Source organism: Acinetobacter sp. 1125_18A (assembly GCF_052824985.1).
The window spans coordinates 74,708-95,173 of sequence record NZ_VTDG01000007.1 but is presented as its reverse complement, the minus strand read 5'-3'; the positions used below and the strand labels follow the sequence as shown (position 1 = coordinate 95,173).

Genomic DNA, 20,466 nt, shown 5'->3' with positions numbered 1-20,466 from the left:
GATTGCTCTCGAAATATTAGGTTTTTAATTTTTATTAAAAGATTCAGTCAGCGTGTTTTTGAAGCGAAAAGACCATACGATAACCAGTCAACAATGAATGCTTTTAGAATGTTCTGGATGCCCATCAATAATTCTTTTAAACATATATTGAATAAAGGTTGTATTCCTTGTATTTAAGGCGTATAAAGGTGCTTCGTTGATGCGGGATGGAGCAGTCTGGTAGCTCGTCGGGCTCATAACCCGAAGGTCGTTGGTTCAAATCCAGCTCCCGCTACCAACGGAAAAAGATTCAAAGTTTATAGCCTAGTTTGCTTCATGCTTACTAGGTTTTTTTTATGCTTTTAAATCAGTTAGCTTTAGAAATTTCGAATTAAAGAGTGGGTAAATGATGCGAAAAAGACAATTGAAGGCGAATTTCAAGCTTACTGTCTAAGTTAAGAATAAAAACAATATGTAAAGTATGCTTTACATTATACGCTATTTGATCTAAATTTATGTAAAGTTTACTTTACATGGGCCGTATGAAAAAATATAGATCTCTGATTGAGTTTAGCGCATCAATGCTGCTTTATATTGTTGTGCTTATCTGTTCATTAAAATATTTAAAGAATGAGAACATTCACTATTCAACACAAATTTTTGTGACATTATTGCCTATAATCCCTTGTATATTGGTGGGCTGGAGTGTACTCAGACAATTAGCACGTTTAGACGAAATGCAACAACACATCCAATTACAAGCTTTTGCACTTGCATTTGTAGGTACAGCACTCATTACATTTAGCTATGGTTTTCTTGAAAATATTGGCTTTCCACACCTTTCTATGTTTTTTGTATGGCCTTTAATGGCAACGCTTTGGGGTGTTGGTATTGCAATTGGAAGCTGGCGCTATCGATGAAAAATAATTTATCTGAATTAAGAGCGAAACAAGGCTGGTCTCAGCAGCAATTAGCAGAATATTTGGGGGTCTCTCGGCAGACAATTAATGCGATTGAAAAACAGCGTTATGATCCTAGCTTACCTTTGGCGTTTAAAATTGCGAAACTATTTAACTTATCAATTGAAGCAATTTTTAACGCTGAAGATGATGATCAAAATTCAAGATCAACGTCATCTTAAGACGCGATAAGATTGAAAAAACCTTATATAAGTATTGTAATAAGTTTTTGATATTTCTGAAATGAAGACTATGGCTAAGAAGCAAATAATTACATTTGATGAGTTTACACGTGAACAATTAATCAGCTCATTAAAAAAATACGCCTTAAAGGAACTAGACTTAGACCTTGGAAACTTTCCAGCACAGTTTTTATTTGATTTCATTGTGGAAGAATTTGGACATCACTTTTATAATCAAGCGCTCAATGATACTCATGAATGGTTGACAGAAAGATTTGCTCATCTAAATGAAGATTTATTTATCTTGTCTAAAGAAAAAATCAATAAAACAAAATAAGCAGTATCTTGGAAATCCTGCTCAGAATAGTGTCGATGCTTAATGCCATAAGATCAGCAATAGGGACAAAACAGTAATTAGTATCTAATGCATGCTGATCTGCTTTTTATAAAGCGCCACGTAAGTATTTTAGGATAGTGCTTACTCGATTCTTTTGATAGAAGATTTATTAAGCCGATATCTGAAAAAATGTTCATTGCTTATAGTGACCTCACCATCCAATTTAAATCCTAGTGAGTAGATCCCTGTTAACTTTCTCCGTGTTGGCGGTAATAAAATCGTGATCGATTCAAAGCCCATTTGGTTAAATGCCTTGTTTATAATTTTATCAAAAATTTGTTTACCAATGCCCCAATATTGAGGGTGCAGTACTAATGCTAAGTCGGCATCACCATGTTCATATTGTAAGCCTCCCCAGCCTGCAAATTGGCCATCAACAATAAATGCCCAAGGACCATAGCCATATTCTTTCCATTGTTTTTCTTTTTCATTGACCCAAGCATTACATTGATCTTCATCAAAAATAACGCCCTTGGCTAAAGGCATTTGCTTAAGGACATGTTCATTTGTATTTAATTCAATAATTTCAGACCTGCTCACATTGCTTAAACGGTCAAACTTAATCTCCAATATGATCCTCCTAAAATATGAACTGTTCGATGGTTTTATTAATCTTATGGGGCTTTATACAAGATGAGGCCTAACTGTATTGATCCCAAGTATAGAGATGAAGTGACTTTGGGTTTACTTAAAGCCATTTGCTAGCTGAAGTATTCTATTCGCTCTCTAGCTTTAGCTTAAGTGCATTATTCATTCGTTGAAAACCATGCTTAGTTTTTGTCTGTAAATTGTTTAGGAACGGTTTTACTAAAATCCCACTAAAGGCTTCACTATGGATCAATCTTGTTTGAACCGGAGTTATTTGTTCTAATCTAAATTTATGTTCCCCATCAAATACACCCTTCACCAATAATTTTCCGCGCCAACTAAATTGTTTATTTTTTTGATTTTCAAGTACAACTGCTTTGAAAGACATTTTACTTGTCGCATCATTTTGTATGGTGACATTGATTTTGCCACCTTTATGGATTTCTCCTGAAACATCAATGATAAACGGATTCCAATTTTTATAATCTTCAAAATTTGTTAGGGTTTTCCAAACGATATCAATGGGTGCATTGATCAAAATTTCTGTTGTTATCTCAAATTTCATGTTAGCTCTATCGACTAGCTTGTGTTTTACCTAATATACACTTATTTCAACTTTTTAATATCGTTAAAATTAAGATCACTACTGATAGGATATTAAAAAAATTGAATAGAATAAAAATGATTGGCATATTTGAGTTATTGTGTGTTGAATTTTTATATCATTGATTTATTTTAAAATTATAAAAATAACCTTGAATGAATCAATTCAGCATTTTAATTAATAAGCATAATTTAGGCAATTTCATAGCTTAAAAATAAATAGCTTGTTAAGCACGCTATATGAAATATGGTGATAATAAAACACCAAAATAAAGTGATATATTTCACTTTAATATTGTTTAGTTTGAGTTAATTAGCATTTTTATGTAAACTGTAGGCGAGGCTTTGTGATTTTATAGAGGTAATTATGATGATTTTTTATGATGGAGAGCATATTTTTCCTGAGCGTGCCAATGAATTTAAAAAATTTTTAAAGAAATATTTGATGGAACATCAAGCTGAATATTTATTAGAACAAAAAACATTTGTATACGACAGTGACTGTGATGAGTTTTTAGAGTCGGATATTCAGGAATTTTATAAAATTTGGTTGATGGCTTAACAAAAAAGACCTGATATTCATGGGTTAACCAGGTTTTTAAAGTCTGATAGAGTTTGGTGTTCTATTTCTTTGCCCTTATAGATGAAGCATTGTTTAGAACTAAAAAGATGCTCTGACCTTGGTTAATTCTAAAATAAATCATCAAATCATCTTGTAAATAATATTCTGCTAGAGGGCGTCTAAAAACCAAGTTTGAAAGAGGAGTTGTAGAGATCGTTCGTCAGGGGGTACAATGATATAGCATATATCGTCTATATTTTAAGCATCTTATTTTTTAATATGGAAATAAGGTTGATGGCAGGTCATGCTAAATATATAAATGAAAAGAAATATAATAAATACCTTAATAGATATCGTATATGAATAAATAATAAAGTTTTAAAATATTTTCTTGTTAATTTTGCTGTAAATTAGAGTTTTAGTCTAAATATTTGTATTTAAATTATTTTATTCTTTATTTTAATTTTATGTGTTTTTTTTATAAAAAAATAAGTGATTTATTTATGCTTAAATTCATGTTTTTTATGCAGAACTTAAACGTAATAAGTGTTTTTTAGATTAAATAAAATATTTTAATTATAGAGTAATAGTGATCTAACTGTTTGTTTAAATTAAAAAAAGTTACAAATTATTATCATAAAATAATATTATATTATAATTTTATGATACTTTTTAAACATGAGGATGTTTTAAAAGCGACTCATATTATTTTTACTTAATAAAAGGCATATATAAATGGCTAAAATTGACTTAACACCTTTATCAGAAATTGACGGATTCACTGCTGCGGCACTTGTTGATAGTACAAGTGGCTTATCATTGGCTTCATATGGAACAGGAATTGATTTGGAACTTGCTGCCGCTGGAAATACGGAGGTTTTAAAAGCGAAAATGAAAACGGCAGAAGCGTTAAAATTACGCGACACGATTGATGATATTTTAATTACATTAGGAAAGCAGTATCACTTATTGAGGCCACTGGATAAAAACAGTAGCTTATTTTTATATCTAGTATTAGATCGCCAAAAATCTAATTTAGCGATGGCACGACACGAACTCAGAGTTTTTGAAAAAGAATTAGATTTCTCATAAGCATCAATGTTTTGGCTATTGCATCAGCGCTGTTGTGATAGCCTGTTGGGTGATTTTTGATTATAAAATCAAAATATTCAAAAAATATTCACCATAATTTATAATAGATTTATTGATAAAATCAGGGATTAAACAAAAATAAATAATTTAAACTCAAAGTCATGCATTAAGCTAAGATTATTGTGAGATAAAAAATTTCATTGAAAATCTTGTAAATATTATTACAATTCTATAGCTAAAAAATTTAAGGAAATATGGTATGGAAAATAAAACAGCAAGATTAACAATTTTGATTGATCCAAATAAAAAACAAGCTTTTGAAGAATTATGTAATCGTCAGGATTTAAAGCCATCTCAAGTTGTTCGTCAATTGATTCGTGAATATTTAGATAAGCATGATGCTGAATATTCAACTAAATTACCCATAGAAAAAAATAAATAGAGAGCAATTTTCTCTATTTATAAATACTTTATTGAGCCGTAAGATTTATTTGATATTTCTAGTGCTTTTAGAGAATAAAAATAATACGTTAAAATGAAAATGATCATTGCTTCTATTTTTCATGATTATTCCATGCGCTATATTTGTTTGAAAATTAAAGTTTTTAAGCAATCATATAGAATAAAATAAGTCGCGCTCAAAAGTGGCATAAGCTGTTGAAAAATTTTAGCTGATAGACCTGTATATTTATTTTGCTTTAAAAGATCAGCGCATGTTAACTCCCTTATTTTTTATTCAATTATTTTTAAAAATAATTAAAAAAACAGGAAAGTTTAAGCTAGGATTAGCTTCATCATGTTCTATAAATTTAGCCACTCATGGTCAAGCAAATCATCCATTATAAAGGTTTAATCTTTTTTGCCATGCTTATTGCATTTGGTCTTGGTATTTTGCTCAGTAAAGCAGAGCTTCCTTTATCACAAAAAGGACATATTGAGACGGAATGTTTCGGTATACTTATTCCTGAAAATTTAAAGTACACGCAGTCTAGACAATATTGTAGGTGTTTTAAAAATCGCTTGAATTACAGCAATAAAAGTGAAATCGAGAAAATGTGTTTAGATAAATAGTGGGAAAGGGGGCTATCAATACCAATATAATTCACTCAACATGATCGCTTTTTGATTTATGAAAAGAGATTTAATGATATATAAATCTTAATGATAATCAATGTAATAGGTAATCTAGCGTGGTAGGTTTATAGGTTATTTTTATAAAATAATTTTTACTGGCTAGTTTTTGTTTAGTGTTATTTAGATTTTTTCAGGTTGATAGATATTAAATTATAGTCAATCAAATTTATCTATTATCTACCAATTAAAAAAATATTCAATTTCAAAATTGCTGTGATATCGTTCAATAATGTTACTGCATCTTGCAGATCAAAGCGCATCTGACTATATTAAAACTACAGTAGGTCGCTAAGACGCTACGAAGTAGTTGGACAGATCAATGACGGCTTGTTGAATTTGTGACTCCAGTTCAAATAAAAAATAAGCACTAGCTTTCCAACATAAAAAGCTCGCAGAAATGCGGGCTTTTCTTTTTCTGATTTTTGAAACGTCATGAAATAATTGAATCAAGCTGTATTTACACAAAGTATTCAAAGCAACTCTCTATTTTATAAATAAAAAAAATAGTAATGTAGCTAATTTTTAACATTGCCATAAAATCTAACAACTTTAAGCTAATTTTTAGTTTGGCGCATGCTATAAGAAAACAGTATATAAAAAAGAGGACAGAAAAATGACTGAAATGATTACAGTAAGGGTCAAGGATCAATATAGTAATGAGCTGAATGCGATGGCTTGGTTAAATAAGCTGCAAGAGCATGAAGACACAGATAATTTATCATTGTTCCAAAAAATTGATCATATCGTTGTTGATGGCGAGAAGATCTTACCAAGTATAGAGTTGCTTTTTGAAAGCAAAGAAAGTGACAGTATTTATCGTGTAATTGAACAAGTCAGCTAATTGTTATCATCAATTAAAAAACGTGTTGGGTGAAAAGCCCAACACGTTTTATTTTTAATCAGTTTAAAAGGTTGTGTGAATATTAAGCAGCTTTAAAATGATCGAGTGTGACAGCAACAAGATGATATAAGGCCAAACGGTTTTTGTTTGCATGCTCAATTGCATTTTTTTCAATTTTAAACTTATCTTGAAGTGTTCCTCGAGAATAGCTTTCAACCAAAATATGTTGAGATGAAATAGGATCGCTTTTGATACGTAAATCTTTTTGATATTTAATATTGGATACAGCATTTAAACATTGTTCAAACGTTGGGTAAAAATTTGAAAGTTCTAAAGCTGTTTGGTTGGTCGATTTTGTAAGGTATTGAGTCATAATTGTCTAATTGTTTTAAATCATTGGCTTGCTCATGATTCTACATAATGCTTGTAAAACAGACAATGTGATTTTGTAAAGAGATATGAATGTCTGGGAATAAGCTTAAGAGGGTTTAAAAATTGATCTGTATTTCTCTCATTTAAAATTGCAAAGTTGGGATAATATTGTGCTTTTAAATCATCTTTAATATACATAAAACTTTGATTTATTGGCGGTAGCTTATTGGGCTTTAAAGTTTTGATATTCGAGAATAAATCAAAAATACCCTTAAATAAAAAGACTTAGAATGACTTTAAAGCACTTCATTTGTCATTCTAAGCGCATTGAAATAAATATTTAGGATCGATTTAAGATGATTGTAAATGTTGGAGTGAATAATTGATTTGTTGCATGGTTTGGTTTAATTCTTGGGGAGAGATTCGACTTTCTTGAAGTGCGGTAATCCATTGCATTTGGCAAAATTTAATATCTCGAATTGATTTTGCTTGCTGTATTTGCATGACCAATTGTTTGGTCATCAAGCCGCAATGCGTCTGTAGCAGGGTAGACATTTTTTGTTTGATGTCATCAAAATTTATATAATTTAGTTCAGGCGTAATTTCGGCATGCGCTACGTGTGTAGATGTGACAGTGCTAACGCTTTGCTGGATGGGGTTTGGATCTGCTGATTTTGTATTTTGACTGAGCTGTGTATCGCTAATAATTGTTGGATTTTTAACTACTTTAGGCGACGGTTTAAAGCCAATTTCACTTGTAAGATTTGAAGGAGGGAGTTGATTTGATTGTTCAAACTTAGATGATTCTGATGTTATTTTTGACTTAATTTGAGGCGCACCATTTACTTGATTCTGAAAAATTAGACCAAGCTCTTCTAATTGTTGAATAAGTTCTGGTGTTGCAAGTCGTTGCTTCAGTGCACTATTCAAAATTTTAAAATCATCTGTACCAATAAGAAGCAGTAACTGTCTTTGGCGAGCAGTGAGTTGAAATGAGCGCTGTTTTAATGCCTGAATTCCCAAATCAGTTTTAAAATAATGATCCATGAGTCAAATTATTCCCCAATAAATTGACCCTAGAGTAAAGAATGAAAATTACACTAATATGACTTTATTGTTACAAATCACCAGCTTAAAGTGTGACGATATTTGCATTCTCTAAAGCTTTGCGTAAATAAGGATCAAGCTCATCTTGACGAAGCAGCCATTGCACATAGTCTTTGGGTAATTCTGAAATCGCTGTACCACGATGCTTACCAAAGTTGATACTGCGTGGGATACGCGCATCTTCTGAGACCTCATATAATTCTTCAATGGTTTGAATTTTCAACTGATAAATAATATGCATGAGAATATTTGCCGTTAAAATAATATCGGCATCCGCACGATGTGCACCTTTTAACATTTCACGTGCTTTCTCACTGCCTTTACTGATCATATAGATTAGTGCTGATATATTATGTGCTTCAGCATCGGGCCAAACAAGCCGAGCAAGTGCCAGCGTACAAATGGCTTTGATGTGAGATGTCTCTACACCACATTGTTGGATTGCGCGAATATCATAATCAATATTGTGTCCAATGATGTAAAGGGTTTGCTGAGGAAGTTCAAAGCTGGAAAAATTAGGTTGCCCCGCAAGATCCGATTCTAGAATGTGGTGAACCGCCATTGAGCCGAAAGAAATTTTTTCATTTCCGATACTATAAAGTTGATCGAACATTTGTTCACGATCTAAGCTTAATTTCCCTTCTTGAATTTGAATCGGTGCATAAGCAATTTCAATGGGCAATCCATTGAGTGTGTGAGTTTCAGTATCTAAAATGATTGCTTGCATAGCTTTGTTCCTCAACAAATAGATAAGAAGGAGCGCCTTATTAAACTAGCTTTTTTAGCCACTAAATACAAATTAAAGTCATCTAAAATCAAGATAAGTGCTGTCTTTTGATTAAATCACACTCAGAATTTGTTTTTTAAATGTGAATTATCTAAAAATTTAAAATGAATGTTTTTAGGCCAGTTTGAATTTAAACAAAAGGCTAAAGATTGATAAGAAATTTTTCACAATTTAAGCTGTTCTGTATAAGTGATATTTCACAATATACTTGGAGTAAACAAATTGGAAAATACTTTATTTTCAATTAATTGTATATTAAATATTTAAATGATTAAATTAAATAAAAGCATTTAAAGGTTAAATGTAACTTGCTAAATTTGTATTTATAGCTTAATCATAGTAAAGCCTAGCTTAAATATTGCACGGTGTGACGTAATTACAAAAATGTCATGAAGCAAAAGATTAATGATTAAGGGGTTGGTGTCGACAAATGATTTGTTAACACTCAAGTGAAAAATGATAAACAAGGATGAACGATATGAAATTAAATTTACTCTCAATCATGTTAGTTGGATCTGGTCTGTTTCTAACTGCCTGTGGAGGTAGTGATGACAAGGGGGATAATTCAACCATAAGTTCAAATGTGGATGTCAACAAGATTCAAAATCCAGTGGTGAATACACCAAAACCGTATTTCATTGACGTTAAGGACTTTATACTTCCACCAAATGCAGCAGAAAGTGTGGTAATGACTTATAAAATGCAAGGTATCAAGGGGAAAGAAACTCAAGCAACAACATTGGTATTTACCCCGAAAACTGCACCGCCAGCTGGCGGTTGGCCAATTGTGGTTTGGGCGCATGGAACTACAGGGGTTGCCGACGAGTGTGCACCAAGTAAAAATCGCTTAATTACGGCTTCGCTTTTAGGTGCAAAAGATTGGTCTACCTATAATATGATCGATAGCTTTGTTAAAGAAGGTTATGTGGTGGTTGCCCCAGATTATGAAGGTTTAGGTGAGCCTAGTAGTAATGAGATACATCCATTTTTGCATTTAAAAAGCGAAGCTTATTCGATTACGGATGCTGTGGTGGCAACCAAAAGTTGGCTAGGCAATAAAGTTTCCAATAAATGGGCTATTTTGGGGCATTCGCAAGGTGGTCATGCGGCATTAGGTGCGGCACAGTATGCAGCGCGTGCCAATATGGATTATAAGGGGCTAGTCGCAGCTGCACCTGCAAATAATCTGGAAATGATAGAAACCTTGTCGGAGATGGCTTTGGCGAATAATAGTGCACCAGCATTTGGCTATATTATGTTAGATACTTTAACAGCCTTCATGGCAGCGGGTATGAAAAGTGTTTATCCGACCGAGCCTGTATACAGTAAAATATTTAAGTCGCCAACAGATAAAATTGCTGAGCAAGCAGAATTGCTATGTCTTATAGAATTAGGGGGGACTTTTTTAGTGGCAATGGAAGATTATTCAGAAAAAAATGAATGGAGTATCAAAGATTATCCACGTAAAAATGAAGGTTATAAGAATGATCCAATCGTCAGGCAATTTCTAGATAAAGATTCACAACCGCTTCAAACTATGATTAAAACCCCGATTATTATTTATCAAGGAGGTAAGGATACTGTCGTATTACCACAAGCAACCGATGCCTTGGTGGCGCAAGCACGGGCTTTAACCACCAAAATTGATTATAGAACGAATCCAGATTGGGATCACTCTAGCGTATACTCAGTTAATGTTGAAAATGGTCAGTTGTTAAAAGATATTAAAATGCTGCTTGCCAATTAATTTTTCAGTGCTTGGTGTTTTAATCCCCCATAATATAAAAATACCCTTATACGGAGAATAAGGGTATTTTTATATTATCAAGATGGGGCTTTAATCTTTAAAAAGCCTACTAGGAAATTATTTTTTGACCAACCTCTTTGTTATTCATGTGATTAATCTCGTTTAATGCTTCTATCAAAAGAGTGCTCATTGATTGGGCGATACTCAGTCAAGATACCACTGGCTTTGGGTCAAATCACACTTAGAATCAGTTTCTTTAATATGAATTGTTTGAAAAATTTACATATTTATTCTTAAAAATTAATTGAAATATAAATAATATAAATGATTATTGATAAGTATTTATTTATAGTTAAAAACACCAAGAATATATTAAATATAGAGCGTTAGTAAGCAGTGTGCGTAATTTGGTGAATGGAAAATCAATTTAAATTCATTTAGTTAATTAATAGAAATTTAAATTAATGAGATAATCTAATATATTTTAATGATTAAATTTCACTTGCTAAATTTATATTTATGTCATAATTGTAATAAAGCCTAGCTTAAATATTGCAAGGTATTATGAAGTAATAACAACACAAACATTAAACTAAGATGAGTGATCTATTGGATCAGCGTAGGCAAACGATTGGTTGACCCTGCTGAAGTGATAGAAAAAATGATAAAAAGGAAGAATTATATGAAATTAAAATTACTTTCAGTGTTATTGACTGGATCTACGCTATTTCTAACAGCCTGTGGTGGTGATGACAATAGTGATCATTCATCGACAAGTTCAGATGTAGATGTGAACAAGATTGAAAATCCAGTGGTGAACACACCAGTACCCTATAATATTAAAAATGATGTTCTTCCGCCAAATGCGGATGAGAGTGTGGTGATGACCTATAAAATGAAAGGCATCACTGGGCAAGAAACTCAGGCAACAGCATTGGTGTTTACCCCCAAAACAGCTCCACCTTCTGGAGGTTGGCCGATTGTGGCTTGGGCACATGGAACGACAGGTGTTGCTGACAAGTGTGCACCAAGTCAAAATAAATTATTTGTGGCTGGAATAGATGTGCATACCCAAAAAATGGTCGATAACTTTGTTAAAGAAGGTTATGTGGTGGTTGCACCTGATTATGAAGGGTTGGGTGAGCCTAGCGAGAAGGAAATCCATGCATTTTTAAATTTAAAAAGTGAAGCTTATTCAATTACGGATGCTGTAGTTGCAACCAAAAGTTGGTTAGGTAATAAAGCATCCAACAAATGGGCTGTTGCTGGGCTCTCGCAAGGTGGTCATGCAGCATTAGGTGCCGCACAATATGCAGCCCGTGCCAATATGGACTATAAGGGTGCAGTTGCAATGGCACCCGCAAATAATTTGGAATTGATTGAAAACTTGTCAGAAATGGCTTTAGCAAATCAGGATGGGGTAATTCAAATAGGCGGTTATGCTGCACTAGATACTTTAACAGCTTATATGGCAGCTGGGATAAAGGCAGTAAATCCAACTGAAGCCGCATACAGTATTATATTTAAAACACCAACTGATAAAATTGCTGAGAAAGCAGAAAAAGAATGTATTGCAGGAATGGGGGCTGCTTTTGCACTACCGATGACTCTTTATAATATTAAGAATGGGAGTCTTAAAGATTATCCGCGTAAAAATGAAGGCTACAAGAATAATCCAATCGTAAGACAATTTTTAGATAAAGATTCACAGCCGCTGCAAACTGTGATTAAAACCCCGATTATTATTTATCAGGGAGGTAGCGACACTGTTGTATTACCACAGGCAACGGATGCTTTGGTGGCACAGGCACGTGCTTTAACCACCAAAATTGATTATCGAACCAATTCGAGTTGGAGTCATACTGGTTCATTCACAGCGAATGTCGATAATGGACAACTGCTAGAGGATATTAAGACCTTGCTTGCTAATTAATTTTAAGTGTTTCACGTTTTAATCCTTATAATGTAAAAGTACCCCTGTTATCAAAAATAGGGGTATTTTTTATGTCGCTTTGAATCATGTTTCAATCTTAGAAAAAGATGACTTTAGAAACTTTGTTGTGATCTGGTCATTGATTATTCCCATCGTAATCAGCATTAGCTTTTAATTTAATCATCATCGGCGTAGTTTTTTAATATGTGTTGACTAAAAAGTCTAAATATTAAGTATTTAAAATTAGTTGAAAATTAAACAATAAAACTAAATATTGAGAAGAATTTATTTAAACTAAAGCGAGAAAAAATATATTTCTATAACAACTTGAATTCACGATATTTGCAGATTGTGTGAATTTAATAACATTTTAAAATGGTTTTAAGGTAAATATAAGCTTATATAAAATAATGCAATATTTCTGTGAATTAAATATTTTTAAGCGAATAGGTAAAAAATAATTCAGATAATTTAAATGTTAAATTTCACTTGCAAATTTATATTTCCAGTATAAATATAATGAAGCTTAGCTTAAAAATGCACAATGTGATGTAACTAATAAAATAAACATTTGTTATGCATCTGGCTGGCGACTCGTTGATTAGGGTTAGCAAATTGAATGTGCTGACACTGATGTAATAAAAAATATTATAGGCAAGGATGAATCAAATGAAATTAAATTTACTCTCGGTTATGTTGGCTGGATCCTCTCTATTCTTAACTGCCTGTGGTGGTAGTGATAATAAGAGCAATAATTCAACCACAAGTCCAAATGTAAATGCAGATGTAAACAATATTCAAAACCCAGTGGTAAATACGCCAAAGCCATATCAGACTCCGCAAGATAATCCACCAAATGCAGCTGAGAGTGTGGTGATGACCTATAAAATGAAAGGCATCACAGGGCAAGAAACTCAGGCAACCGCATTGGTATTTACCCCCAAAACTGCATCGCCTACTGGCGGTTGGCCGATTGTGGTTTGGGCACATGGTGCTGCGGGTGTTGCTGATGCTTGTGCACCGAGTAGACAGAAATTAATTACCACTTCGCTTTTAGGTGAAAATAGGTCGACCTATAACATGATCGATAGTTTTGTCAAAGAAGGCTATGTGGTGGTTGCACCAGATTATGAAGGGTTAGGTGAGCCTGGTGGTAATGAAATGCATCCATTTTTGCATGTAAAAAGTGAAGCCTATTCAATTACAGATGCGGTGGTGGCAACCAAAAGCTGGTTAGGTAATAAGGTCTCGAATAAATGGGCGATTGTAGGGCACTCACAAGGTGGTCATGCAGCATTAGGTGCGGCTCAGTATGCAACGCGTGCCAATATGGATTATAAGGGGGCCGTAGCAATCGCACCTGCAAATAATTTGGGGTTGATTGAAACTTTGTCGGAAATGGCTATAGCGGAAATGGAGGATTTGTCATTCACTCAAGCACTCGGATATTCCATCCTAGATACTCTTACGTTTTATATGGCTGCGGGGATGAAAAGTGTTTATCCAACTGAACCTGTATACAGTAAAATATTTAAGTCACCGACTGATAAATTTGCTGCTGAGCAAGCAGAATCGAAATGTCTTTTTGAGTTGGGTTTTGCATTTATGGGGGGGCCTGTATCACAATATGCGCTTGCAAATGGAAATAGTCTAAAAGGTTTTTCTTCGCGTAAAAAGGAAGGTTTTAAAAATGATCCAATTGTAAAACAATTTTTGGAAAAGGATTCGCAACCATTACAAACAGTGATTAAAACCCCGATTATTATTTATCAAGGAGGGGGCGATACTATCGTGTTACCACAGGCAACAGATGCCTTGGTGGCGCAAGCACGGGCTTTAACCACCAAAATTGATTACAGAACGGATCCGACTTGGGATCACTTTAGTATATATACGGTTAATGTTGACAATGGAAAGCTATTAGAAGATATAAAGACGCTACTTGCCAATTAATTTTTGAGTGTCCAGTATTTTAATCATAATGCAAAATACCCTTATTCTTGCTAATAGGGGTATTCTTTTATATAGCTTCGCGCTACATTTTAGCTTGAAAAAATTGATCATTTGGAAAAATATTTTTGCTCTCATTATTTATATTTTCTGTTATTCTTCGGTGTCTTACTACAAAGATAGGCTGTTATTGTTGTGGTAAGTAATCAGATGAGAACAATGTGGAAATTAAAAATAATTAAGGGGGAGATCAAAGTTTTCTATTATATGGTTTTGATTTTAAGTTAAATATATTCATATTTAAAATAATCATAATTTTCAATATTGACATCAATGGGTAAGAAACTGACATTTCTTTGATTGGAATTTTAAGATAAAGTTAACATTTTTTAGCATCAAATAATATTTAAAAATAATGAGTAAAAAACTTGCTTAACAGATTTTTTTGACGTATTTATGAAATAATTATACGCGTTAAGCCGTATATATAACTTTGAAAAAATTGTGCTTTAAGGAATAAGTCACATGAAAAAAAATGTATTATCAATTTTAATTCTCAGTTCAGGTTTAGTTTTATCTGCATGTAATAACGGTGGTAGTGGGGGAAATTCATATGAGTCACCTTCCAATACTGATGTAAATAAGATTGCAAATCCAGTTGTTGGCACGCCTACAGCATATACCAAGACAGATTTTTCTGCTGTGGCTGCGGATAGTGTGGTGATGACTTATAAGATGAAAGGGGTTAAAGGGACTGAAGTTCAAGCGACTTCATTGGTGTTTACTCCTAAAACTGCACCACCAGCTTCGGGTTGGCCTATCGTCGTTTGGGCACATGGTACAACAGGTGTCGCAGATCAATGTGCACCAAGCCGTAATGCGACGAATGTTTATATTAAAGGCATGATTTCTAAATTCCTTGCAGAAGGCTATGTGGTTGTTGCACCAGATTATGAAGGTTTAGGCGAACCGAGTGGCACTGAATTACATCCATTCTTAAATGTAAAAAGTGAAGGCTATTCGATTACAGATGCGGTGGTTGCAACACGTAATTGGTTAGGCAATAAAGTGTCGAAAAAATGGGTGACTGTTGGACACTCTCAAGGCGGGCAAGCAGCTTTAGGTGCTGCACAATATGCTGATCGTGCAAATTTAGATTATAAAGGTACAGTTGCTGTCGCACCTGCTTCACAATTGAGTTTAATTTTAAATGCGGGTCAACTATCAGTTATAGATGGGACACCAGCTCAACAAATTCCAGTCTATGCATCATTGGATACATTTACTGCGTTGATTGCAGCGGGTTTACGTAATTCAAATCCTACTTTAGATTACAGTCAAGTGTTTAAAGTACCAACAGATGCAATTGCAAAAAATGCTGAATCTGTTTGTTACGATACCCTTGGTCAACAGTTTGGCGTAGCAATGGGGCAGTATGCGGCAGTCAATGGATCATTGAAAAACTATCCAAGAACAACCGATACCTTTATGTCTTTGCCAGTCGTTAAAACTTTCTTAGAGAAAGATTCTCAACCGTTGCAAGTTCAAATCAAAACGCCTGTGATTATCTATCAGGGTGGAGCAGATACAACTGTACCGAAAGTGGCAACAGATACTTTATATGGTACAGCTAAAGCACTGACGACGCAGGTGAATTACATTACCAATCCTGCTTGGGATCATAGTACGGCTTATGCCTTAAATATTGACAATATTGTGGCTGATGTCAAAGGAATGTTTGCAGCACAATAACTATTTTAAATTGTAGGTTTTAGCAAATGGCTTATGTTTTCAACATGAGCCATTTTATTTAAAACGGAGCAAACTTCATTCTGTTTAATTACAAACTTCATGCTACAATACGCGCAATCTTAGCACGGCTTAAAAGCCCTAATTCATAGGACCTCGCTAATGTTCGCCAATATCTCTATTTCTGAATTTGATCCAGAAATTGCTCAAGCAATCACTCAAGAAGATGCCCGTCAAGAAGCTCATATTGAGTTAATCGCATCTGAAAACTATTGCTCACCAGCTGTTATGGAAGCACAAGGGTCAAAACTCACTAACAAATATGCGGAAGGTTACCCTGGCAAGCGCTATTATGGCGGTTGTGAATATGTTGATGTGATCGAACAATTGGCGATCGATCGTGCTAAAGCATTATTTGGTGCTGACTATGCAAATGTTCAGCCACACGCAGGTTCTCAAGCAAACTCAGCAGTTTATCTTGCTTTACTCAACCCAGGCGATACTGTTTTAGGTATGAGCTTGGCACATGGTGGTCATTTGACTCACGGTGCTAAAGTCAACTTCTCTGGTAAATCATATAATGCTGTTCAATATGGTTTAAATGTAGAAACTGGTGAAATTGATTACGAAGAAGTTGAGCGTTTAGCTGTAGAGCATAAACCACGTATGATTGTTGCGGGTTTCTCTGCATATAGCCAAATTGTAGATTGGCAACGTTTCCGCGAAATTGCGGATAAAGTTGGTGCATATTTATTTGTAGATATGGCTCACGTTGCTGGTCTAGTTGCCGCAGGTGTATACCCAAGCCCAGTTCAAATTGCTGATGTAACAACGACAACTACGCATAAAACTTTGCGTGGCCCTCGTTCTGGTTTAATCCTTGCAAAAGCAAACGAAGAAATTGAGAAAAAACTTCAATCTGCTGTATTCCCAGGTAACCAAGGTGGTCCATTGGTTCATGCTATAGCAGCAAAAGCAATTTGCTTTAAAGAAGCAATGATGCCTGAATACAAAGAATACCAAAAACAAGTGGTGATAAATGCTAAAGCGATGGCTGAAGTATTGATTTCACGTGGTTATGATGTTGTATCTGGTGGTACAGAAAACCATTTATTCTTGTTGTCTTTAATTAAGCAAGATGTGACAGGTAAAGATGCTGATGCTTGGTTAGGCGCTGCTCATATTACGGTAAACAAAAATGCGGTACCAAATGATCCACGTTCTCCATTTGTTACTTCAGGTATCCGTATCGGTACGCCAGCAGTAACAACACGTGGTTTTGGTGAAGCTGAAGTTCGCGACTTGGCTGGTTGGATTGCGGATATCCTAGATGCAAAAGGTGATGAAGCTGTTATCAATGCTGTGAAAGCAAAAGTTGAAACGGTTTGTGCAAAATTCCCCGTTTATGCTAAATAAGCATTAACTTGAGAAGGCCTCCTCTCAAGGGGGCTTTTTTTATGGTTGTTGAATAAGTTGAAAAGCTTAAACATTGCAGAAAATATCTGTTATAAAAGAAGTAGATTATGGGAGTTTATTGATACTTCGTTTCACGTTTCCGACATACAGGTTGTATGCTGTAATTTACGGCTTGTGGCTTAATTCATTTATGAAATGTAAACAGACCCATTATAAACATCGCTGCTATACCCAAATGATGTGAAAGATCGAAGGAATTAGGCACATGGCTAGTAAACCAAATATTATTATTTCAGAACAAGATTTACATCGCTTAGAAACGATGCTGGAACATCAGTCGAAGTTGACTGTGACAATGCAGCATTTAGAAGAGGAATTGGCACGAGCAGATGTGGTTGCGCCTCAAGATATGCCGCCCAATGTGGTGACCATGAATGCAAAAGTGTTAATCACTATTGCGCCCTCGACGGAAGCAACCGAAATTACTTTAGTCTATCCGCATGATTTTCGTGGTGAGACAGGGCAGGTCAATGTGGTTGCACCGGTCGGTACTGCAATTCTTGGTTTGGCTGAAGGGCAGGAAATTGAATGGCCGCAACCTGATGGTCACTTGATGAAAGTTAAAATTGAAAAAATATTGTATCAGCCTGAAAGAGCAGGCGATTATCTCTAATAAGTATCAAATGTAACGATATCTATGAGACTAAAATAAAAGCCCAGTGATCACTGGGCTAAATTTTGCCTAAAAGATTAAAGTTAAAAACCCGAAGTTCTTCCTTTGCTTGGATATTTAAATTGATGTTGAATATCTAATTTATAAATCTGTTTCGGATTTAAATCAATTTGCCATTGGTTGATATTGGGTTGCCCATTCCATTGTGTTGCAGTCGGTGGGATATTATAGCTAGATTGTGTGCTGAGTTTACCGTTCTGGCTTTGTGGTTCAGGTTCAAAAATAGTGACTTGAATTGGGTAGCTATGTAAGTTTTGCACTGAATATTGCTGTTTTCGGATGGTTTCCGATTGAGTACCTTTGACTGGATTTTTCTTGTCGGTTAAATCAGTCACTTTAACTTGAATTTGATCATCTGTACCAAAGCTCATTTGAAGTGCTTCATCTGCGCTATTGCTCCAAGCTCTTTGTCCAATATAGTCGCCATCACGATATAGTTTTACTGTCCCAGAAGGCCAATTTTGATCAAGCTTTGAAATTTCAGCGTTAATTGTCGCTTGAGTGCTTTGCTTAGGAATAGCCCAAACTGAAAGTTTTGCGGCATATTGTTCTGTACTTAAAGGTAAAAAGATTTGCTGTTGGCTGCTGGGAATGGATGCTTTGGTTTCTGAACGGAATTCAGTACTAAAATTTAAATCAGCCGCTTGAAATTGTGGAAATTGCGGGGGAACTTTTTTGGCCCTAGCTGTCGACTTTTCATCATAACTCATTTCAGCTAAGGCCATAGGTGCAGGTGCAACTGGATAAATTGGTCGTACAGGTTCTGGTTCATAATAGTTGACCCACCATTGTTGTGGCTGCACTTGTTGAACGTAGTTTTGCGGTGTTGCTGTGGACAATGCCAATTTAACATTGTTCCAGTCTTCCCCAGTTTTTTGTGCAATCATTGCCATACGGGTGAGTTTAATTTGCTTGGTTTGGGTGTTTAATTCGGCTTTATATATCGGTTGCCAACGTGCATAAGGCACCATATAGCTAATTTTAATTTCACCACGTTGTGGGGCATTGACATAAAACTTCAGTGTGCGTTGGTTAAACTCGCTGTCGCCAATGGCATTTAAGTCTTGTTCAAGTTCTTGTAAACGTTGTTGTAACTTTTCTTTTTCTGCTTTGGCTTGATCAATGGCAATAAAGGCCTCATAGGCTTGTTTGCGTACTTTTGGCGCAGAGCCTTTAATGACATTTTCTAAAAACTTATTTTGTAATTCAGCCGCTTGAATAATTGAGTTTTGCTCAGAAATTTTCTTTTTAATATCCTCTATATTATTGCGTAATTGAGACGACTCATTTCCAGCGGGTTTATCCAGTGCGCTATCTGTATGAGAAACCGCATTGACTTCAATATTACTACTCTGATATTGCAGTTGATCGATATTGAAGTTTGCCGCAAGCCCATTCAGGGTAACGAGTTGTTCCCCAGCTTGTACAGGAATGGTTCGTTCAATTTTTGCCAGTGTAGGATATAGCGTGACTTGTTGAATCGGTGAGTTGGACAAGTTGAGTGCAAAGCTATATGTTGAAGGAATGCATAAAATGCTGAGTTGTAGTGCTGTTTTTATATTCATTATGCGAGGCCCTAAAATACCTGAGATCAGTTTAATATTTAAAATGTAGCAGAAAGTGATACAAATCAAAATAGTGATTAAAAGAGAAAACCAGTTGGTGTGAAGTTGATGAAATAAAGATATTTTAATTTTCACTTGAATCTCGCGTTTCCCTGTTTTTATTTTGATGGATTTGTCATTCAATTTTAGGATTTAGACGATCAATTTAAACAAAACAAAAAATTTCAGTTACACTAAGTCATCCTAAATTTGAAGGGCTGAACATTGAAACAATCATGCACAATACGGGATAAGAAGTTTCCTCCTGAATTAAAAACATGGTTGTATGCACAAGGTTCACTGACTCAGCAGTTGACTTATGTCGCGGGTGGTGTTTTTAAAGTTCAACCGATTCAAGAGCATTATCAAAGAATGAGTGTGCTGGATAGTCAATGGATGCAGATGCCACAGCAACATACCTCATGGGTACGTGAAAGTTACTTATTTGGTTGCGATGCACAGCCATGGGTAAAAGCAAAAAGTATTTTTCCCATTCTCAGTATCCATGGCAAAGCACGTTTGTTTAAGCATATTCGAACCAAGCCGATCGGAAAATTCTTATTTCAACGCACCAATCCATTGTGTGAACGGCGTGTTTTAAAATTAGCAGAAGGTTGGACACGTCAAAGTTGTTATACTTGGCATGGTTGTAAATTTATTGTTCAAGAAACTTTTTTACCTGCCTTTGAGCAATTTTTGCAACAACAGCATATTTCAAAATAGAGTATTGA

At 34.7% G+C, this 20,466-nt stretch carries 20 protein-coding genes and 1 tRNA gene; 15 read left to right on the top strand and 6 right to left on the bottom strand.

The window, feature by feature from the left end:
- Positions 1–200: 200 nt before the first annotated feature.
- The 4 genes from FY049_RS13690 to FY049_RS13675 all read left to right on the top strand — a co-directional run bounded on the left by FY049_RS13690 (position 201) and on the right by FY049_RS13675 (position 1,457).
- Positions 201–277, top strand: a tRNA-Met gene (locus tag FY049_RS13690).
- Positions 278–521: 244 nt separating this feature from the next.
- The gene (locus FY049_RS13685) at positions 522–899 is read left to right on the top strand and encodes a hypothetical protein (RefSeq protein WP_056516112.1); all 378 of its coding nucleotides are present in this window, start codon (positions 522–524) and stop codon (positions 897–899) included.
- Positions 896–1,120, top strand: a complete 225-nt coding sequence (locus FY049_RS13680) for a helix-turn-helix transcriptional regulator (protein WP_224965098.1) — start codon at positions 896–898, stop codon at positions 1,118–1,120. Before FY049_RS13685 ends, FY049_RS13680 begins: the two co-directional genes overlap by 4 nt.
- Positions 1,121–1,190: 70 nt before the next feature.
- Positions 1,191–1,457 carry a DUF2164 domain-containing protein gene (locus FY049_RS13675; RefSeq protein WP_446083857.1) on the top strand — a complete coding sequence of 89 codons (267 nt, stop codon included), beginning with the start codon at positions 1,191–1,193 and terminating at the stop codon, positions 1,455–1,457.
- Between the two features lie 141 nt (positions 1,458–1,598).
- Here FY049_RS13675 and FY049_RS13670 read toward each other — a convergent pair whose 3' ends face one another.
- Positions 1,599–2,087 (bottom strand): GNAT family N-acetyltransferase, encoded by a 489-nt coding sequence (locus FY049_RS13670; RefSeq protein WP_056516106.1) that lies wholly within the window; start codon positions 2,085–2,087, stop codon positions 1,599–1,601.
- A gap of 145 nt (positions 2,088–2,232) precedes the next feature.
- Positions 2,233–2,670: an SRPBCC domain-containing protein gene (locus FY049_RS13665; protein ID WP_262781614.1), complete on the bottom strand. Its 438-nt coding sequence runs from the start codon at positions 2,668–2,670 to the stop codon at positions 2,233–2,235.
- Positions 2,671–3,075: 405 nt separating this feature from the next.
- Between FY049_RS13665 and FY049_RS13660 the strand changes: the two genes are divergently transcribed.
- From FY049_RS13660 to FY049_RS13645, 4 genes are all read left to right on the top strand, one after another.
- Positions 3,076–3,270, top strand: a complete 195-nt coding sequence (locus tag FY049_RS13660; RefSeq protein ID WP_224965102.1) for a hypothetical protein — start codon at positions 3,076–3,078, stop codon at positions 3,268–3,270.
- Positions 3,271–4,005: 735 nt separating this feature from the next.
- Positions 4,006–4,362: a hypothetical protein gene (locus FY049_RS13655; protein ID WP_004721968.1), complete on the top strand. Its 357-nt coding sequence runs from the start codon at positions 4,006–4,008 to the stop codon at positions 4,360–4,362.
- A gap of 259 nt (positions 4,363–4,621) precedes the next feature.
- A complete protein-coding gene (locus FY049_RS13650) occupies positions 4,622–4,804 on the top strand; it encodes a CopG family transcriptional regulator (protein ID WP_224965103.1) in 183 nt (60 codons plus the stop codon).
- Between the two features lie 1,305 nt (positions 4,805–6,109).
- Complete coding sequence (locus tag FY049_RS13645; protein WP_004721965.1) at positions 6,110–6,337, top strand: hypothetical protein; 228 nt, start codon at positions 6,110–6,112, stop codon at positions 6,335–6,337.
- A gap of 82 nt (positions 6,338–6,419) precedes the next feature.
- Here the strand turns inward: FY049_RS13645 and FY049_RS13640 are convergent, their stop codons facing one another.
- The 3 genes from FY049_RS13640 to FY049_RS13630 form a co-directional block, all read right to left on the bottom strand.
- A complete protein-coding gene (locus FY049_RS13640) occupies positions 6,420–6,710 on the bottom strand; it encodes a hypothetical protein (protein WP_004721964.1) in 291 nt (96 codons plus the stop codon).
- A 350-nt stretch (positions 6,711–7,060) separates the two neighbouring features.
- On the bottom strand, positions 7,061–7,756 hold the full coding sequence (locus FY049_RS13635; protein ID WP_056516087.1) for a hypothetical protein: 696 nt from the start codon (positions 7,754–7,756) through the stop codon (positions 7,061–7,063).
- Between the two features lie 85 nt (positions 7,757–7,841).
- Complete coding sequence (locus FY049_RS13630; RefSeq protein ID WP_446083856.1) at positions 7,842–8,543, bottom strand: 3'-5' exonuclease; 702 nt, start codon at positions 8,541–8,543, stop codon at positions 7,842–7,844.
- Between the two features lie 538 nt (positions 8,544–9,081).
- On the opposite strand from FY049_RS13630, the gene FY049_RS13625 reads away from it, so the two are divergent.
- From FY049_RS13625 to rnk, 6 genes are all read left to right on the top strand, one after another.
- Complete coding sequence (locus FY049_RS13625; RefSeq protein ID WP_446083855.1) at positions 9,082–10,350, top strand: alpha/beta hydrolase family protein; 1,269 nt, start codon at positions 9,082–9,084, stop codon at positions 10,348–10,350.
- A gap of 682 nt (positions 10,351–11,032) precedes the next feature.
- A complete protein-coding gene (locus tag FY049_RS13620) occupies positions 11,033–12,283 on the top strand; it encodes a lipase family protein (RefSeq protein ID WP_446083854.1) in 1,251 nt (416 codons plus the stop codon).
- 669 nt (positions 12,284–12,952) lie between these two features.
- Entirely contained in the window at positions 12,953–14,236 is a 1,284-nt protein-coding gene (locus FY049_RS13615; RefSeq protein ID WP_446083853.1) for an alpha/beta hydrolase, read from the top strand.
- Positions 14,237–14,758: 522 nt separating this feature from the next.
- On the top strand, positions 14,759–15,985 hold the full coding sequence (locus FY049_RS13610; protein WP_056516073.1) for an alpha/beta hydrolase family protein: 1,227 nt from the start codon (positions 14,759–14,761) through the stop codon (positions 15,983–15,985).
- A gap of 159 nt (positions 15,986–16,144) precedes the next feature.
- Positions 16,145–17,398, top strand: a complete 1,254-nt coding sequence (glyA, locus tag FY049_RS13605; protein WP_446083852.1) for a serine hydroxymethyltransferase — start codon at positions 16,145–16,147, stop codon at positions 17,396–17,398.
- A 265-nt stretch (positions 17,399–17,663) separates the two neighbouring features.
- Positions 17,664–18,071 carry a nucleoside diphosphate kinase regulator gene (gene rnk / locus FY049_RS13600; protein WP_056516068.1) on the top strand — a complete coding sequence of 136 codons (408 nt, stop codon included), beginning with the start codon at positions 17,664–17,666 and terminating at the stop codon, positions 18,069–18,071.
- Positions 18,072–18,154: 83 nt separating this feature from the next.
- Here rnk and FY049_RS13595 read toward each other — a convergent pair whose 3' ends face one another.
- The gene (locus FY049_RS13595; RefSeq protein WP_262781626.1) at positions 18,155–19,696 is read right to left on the bottom strand and encodes a DUF4139 domain-containing protein; all 1,542 of its coding nucleotides are present in this window, start codon (positions 19,694–19,696) and stop codon (positions 18,155–18,157) included.
- 264 nt (positions 19,697–19,960) lie between these two features.
- Between FY049_RS13595 and FY049_RS13590 the strand changes: the two genes are divergently transcribed.
- Positions 19,961–20,458, top strand: a complete 498-nt coding sequence (locus tag FY049_RS13590; RefSeq protein ID WP_446083851.1) for a chorismate--pyruvate lyase family protein — start codon at positions 19,961–19,963, stop codon at positions 20,456–20,458.
- The last annotated feature ends 8 nt before the right edge of the window (positions 20,459–20,466 follow it).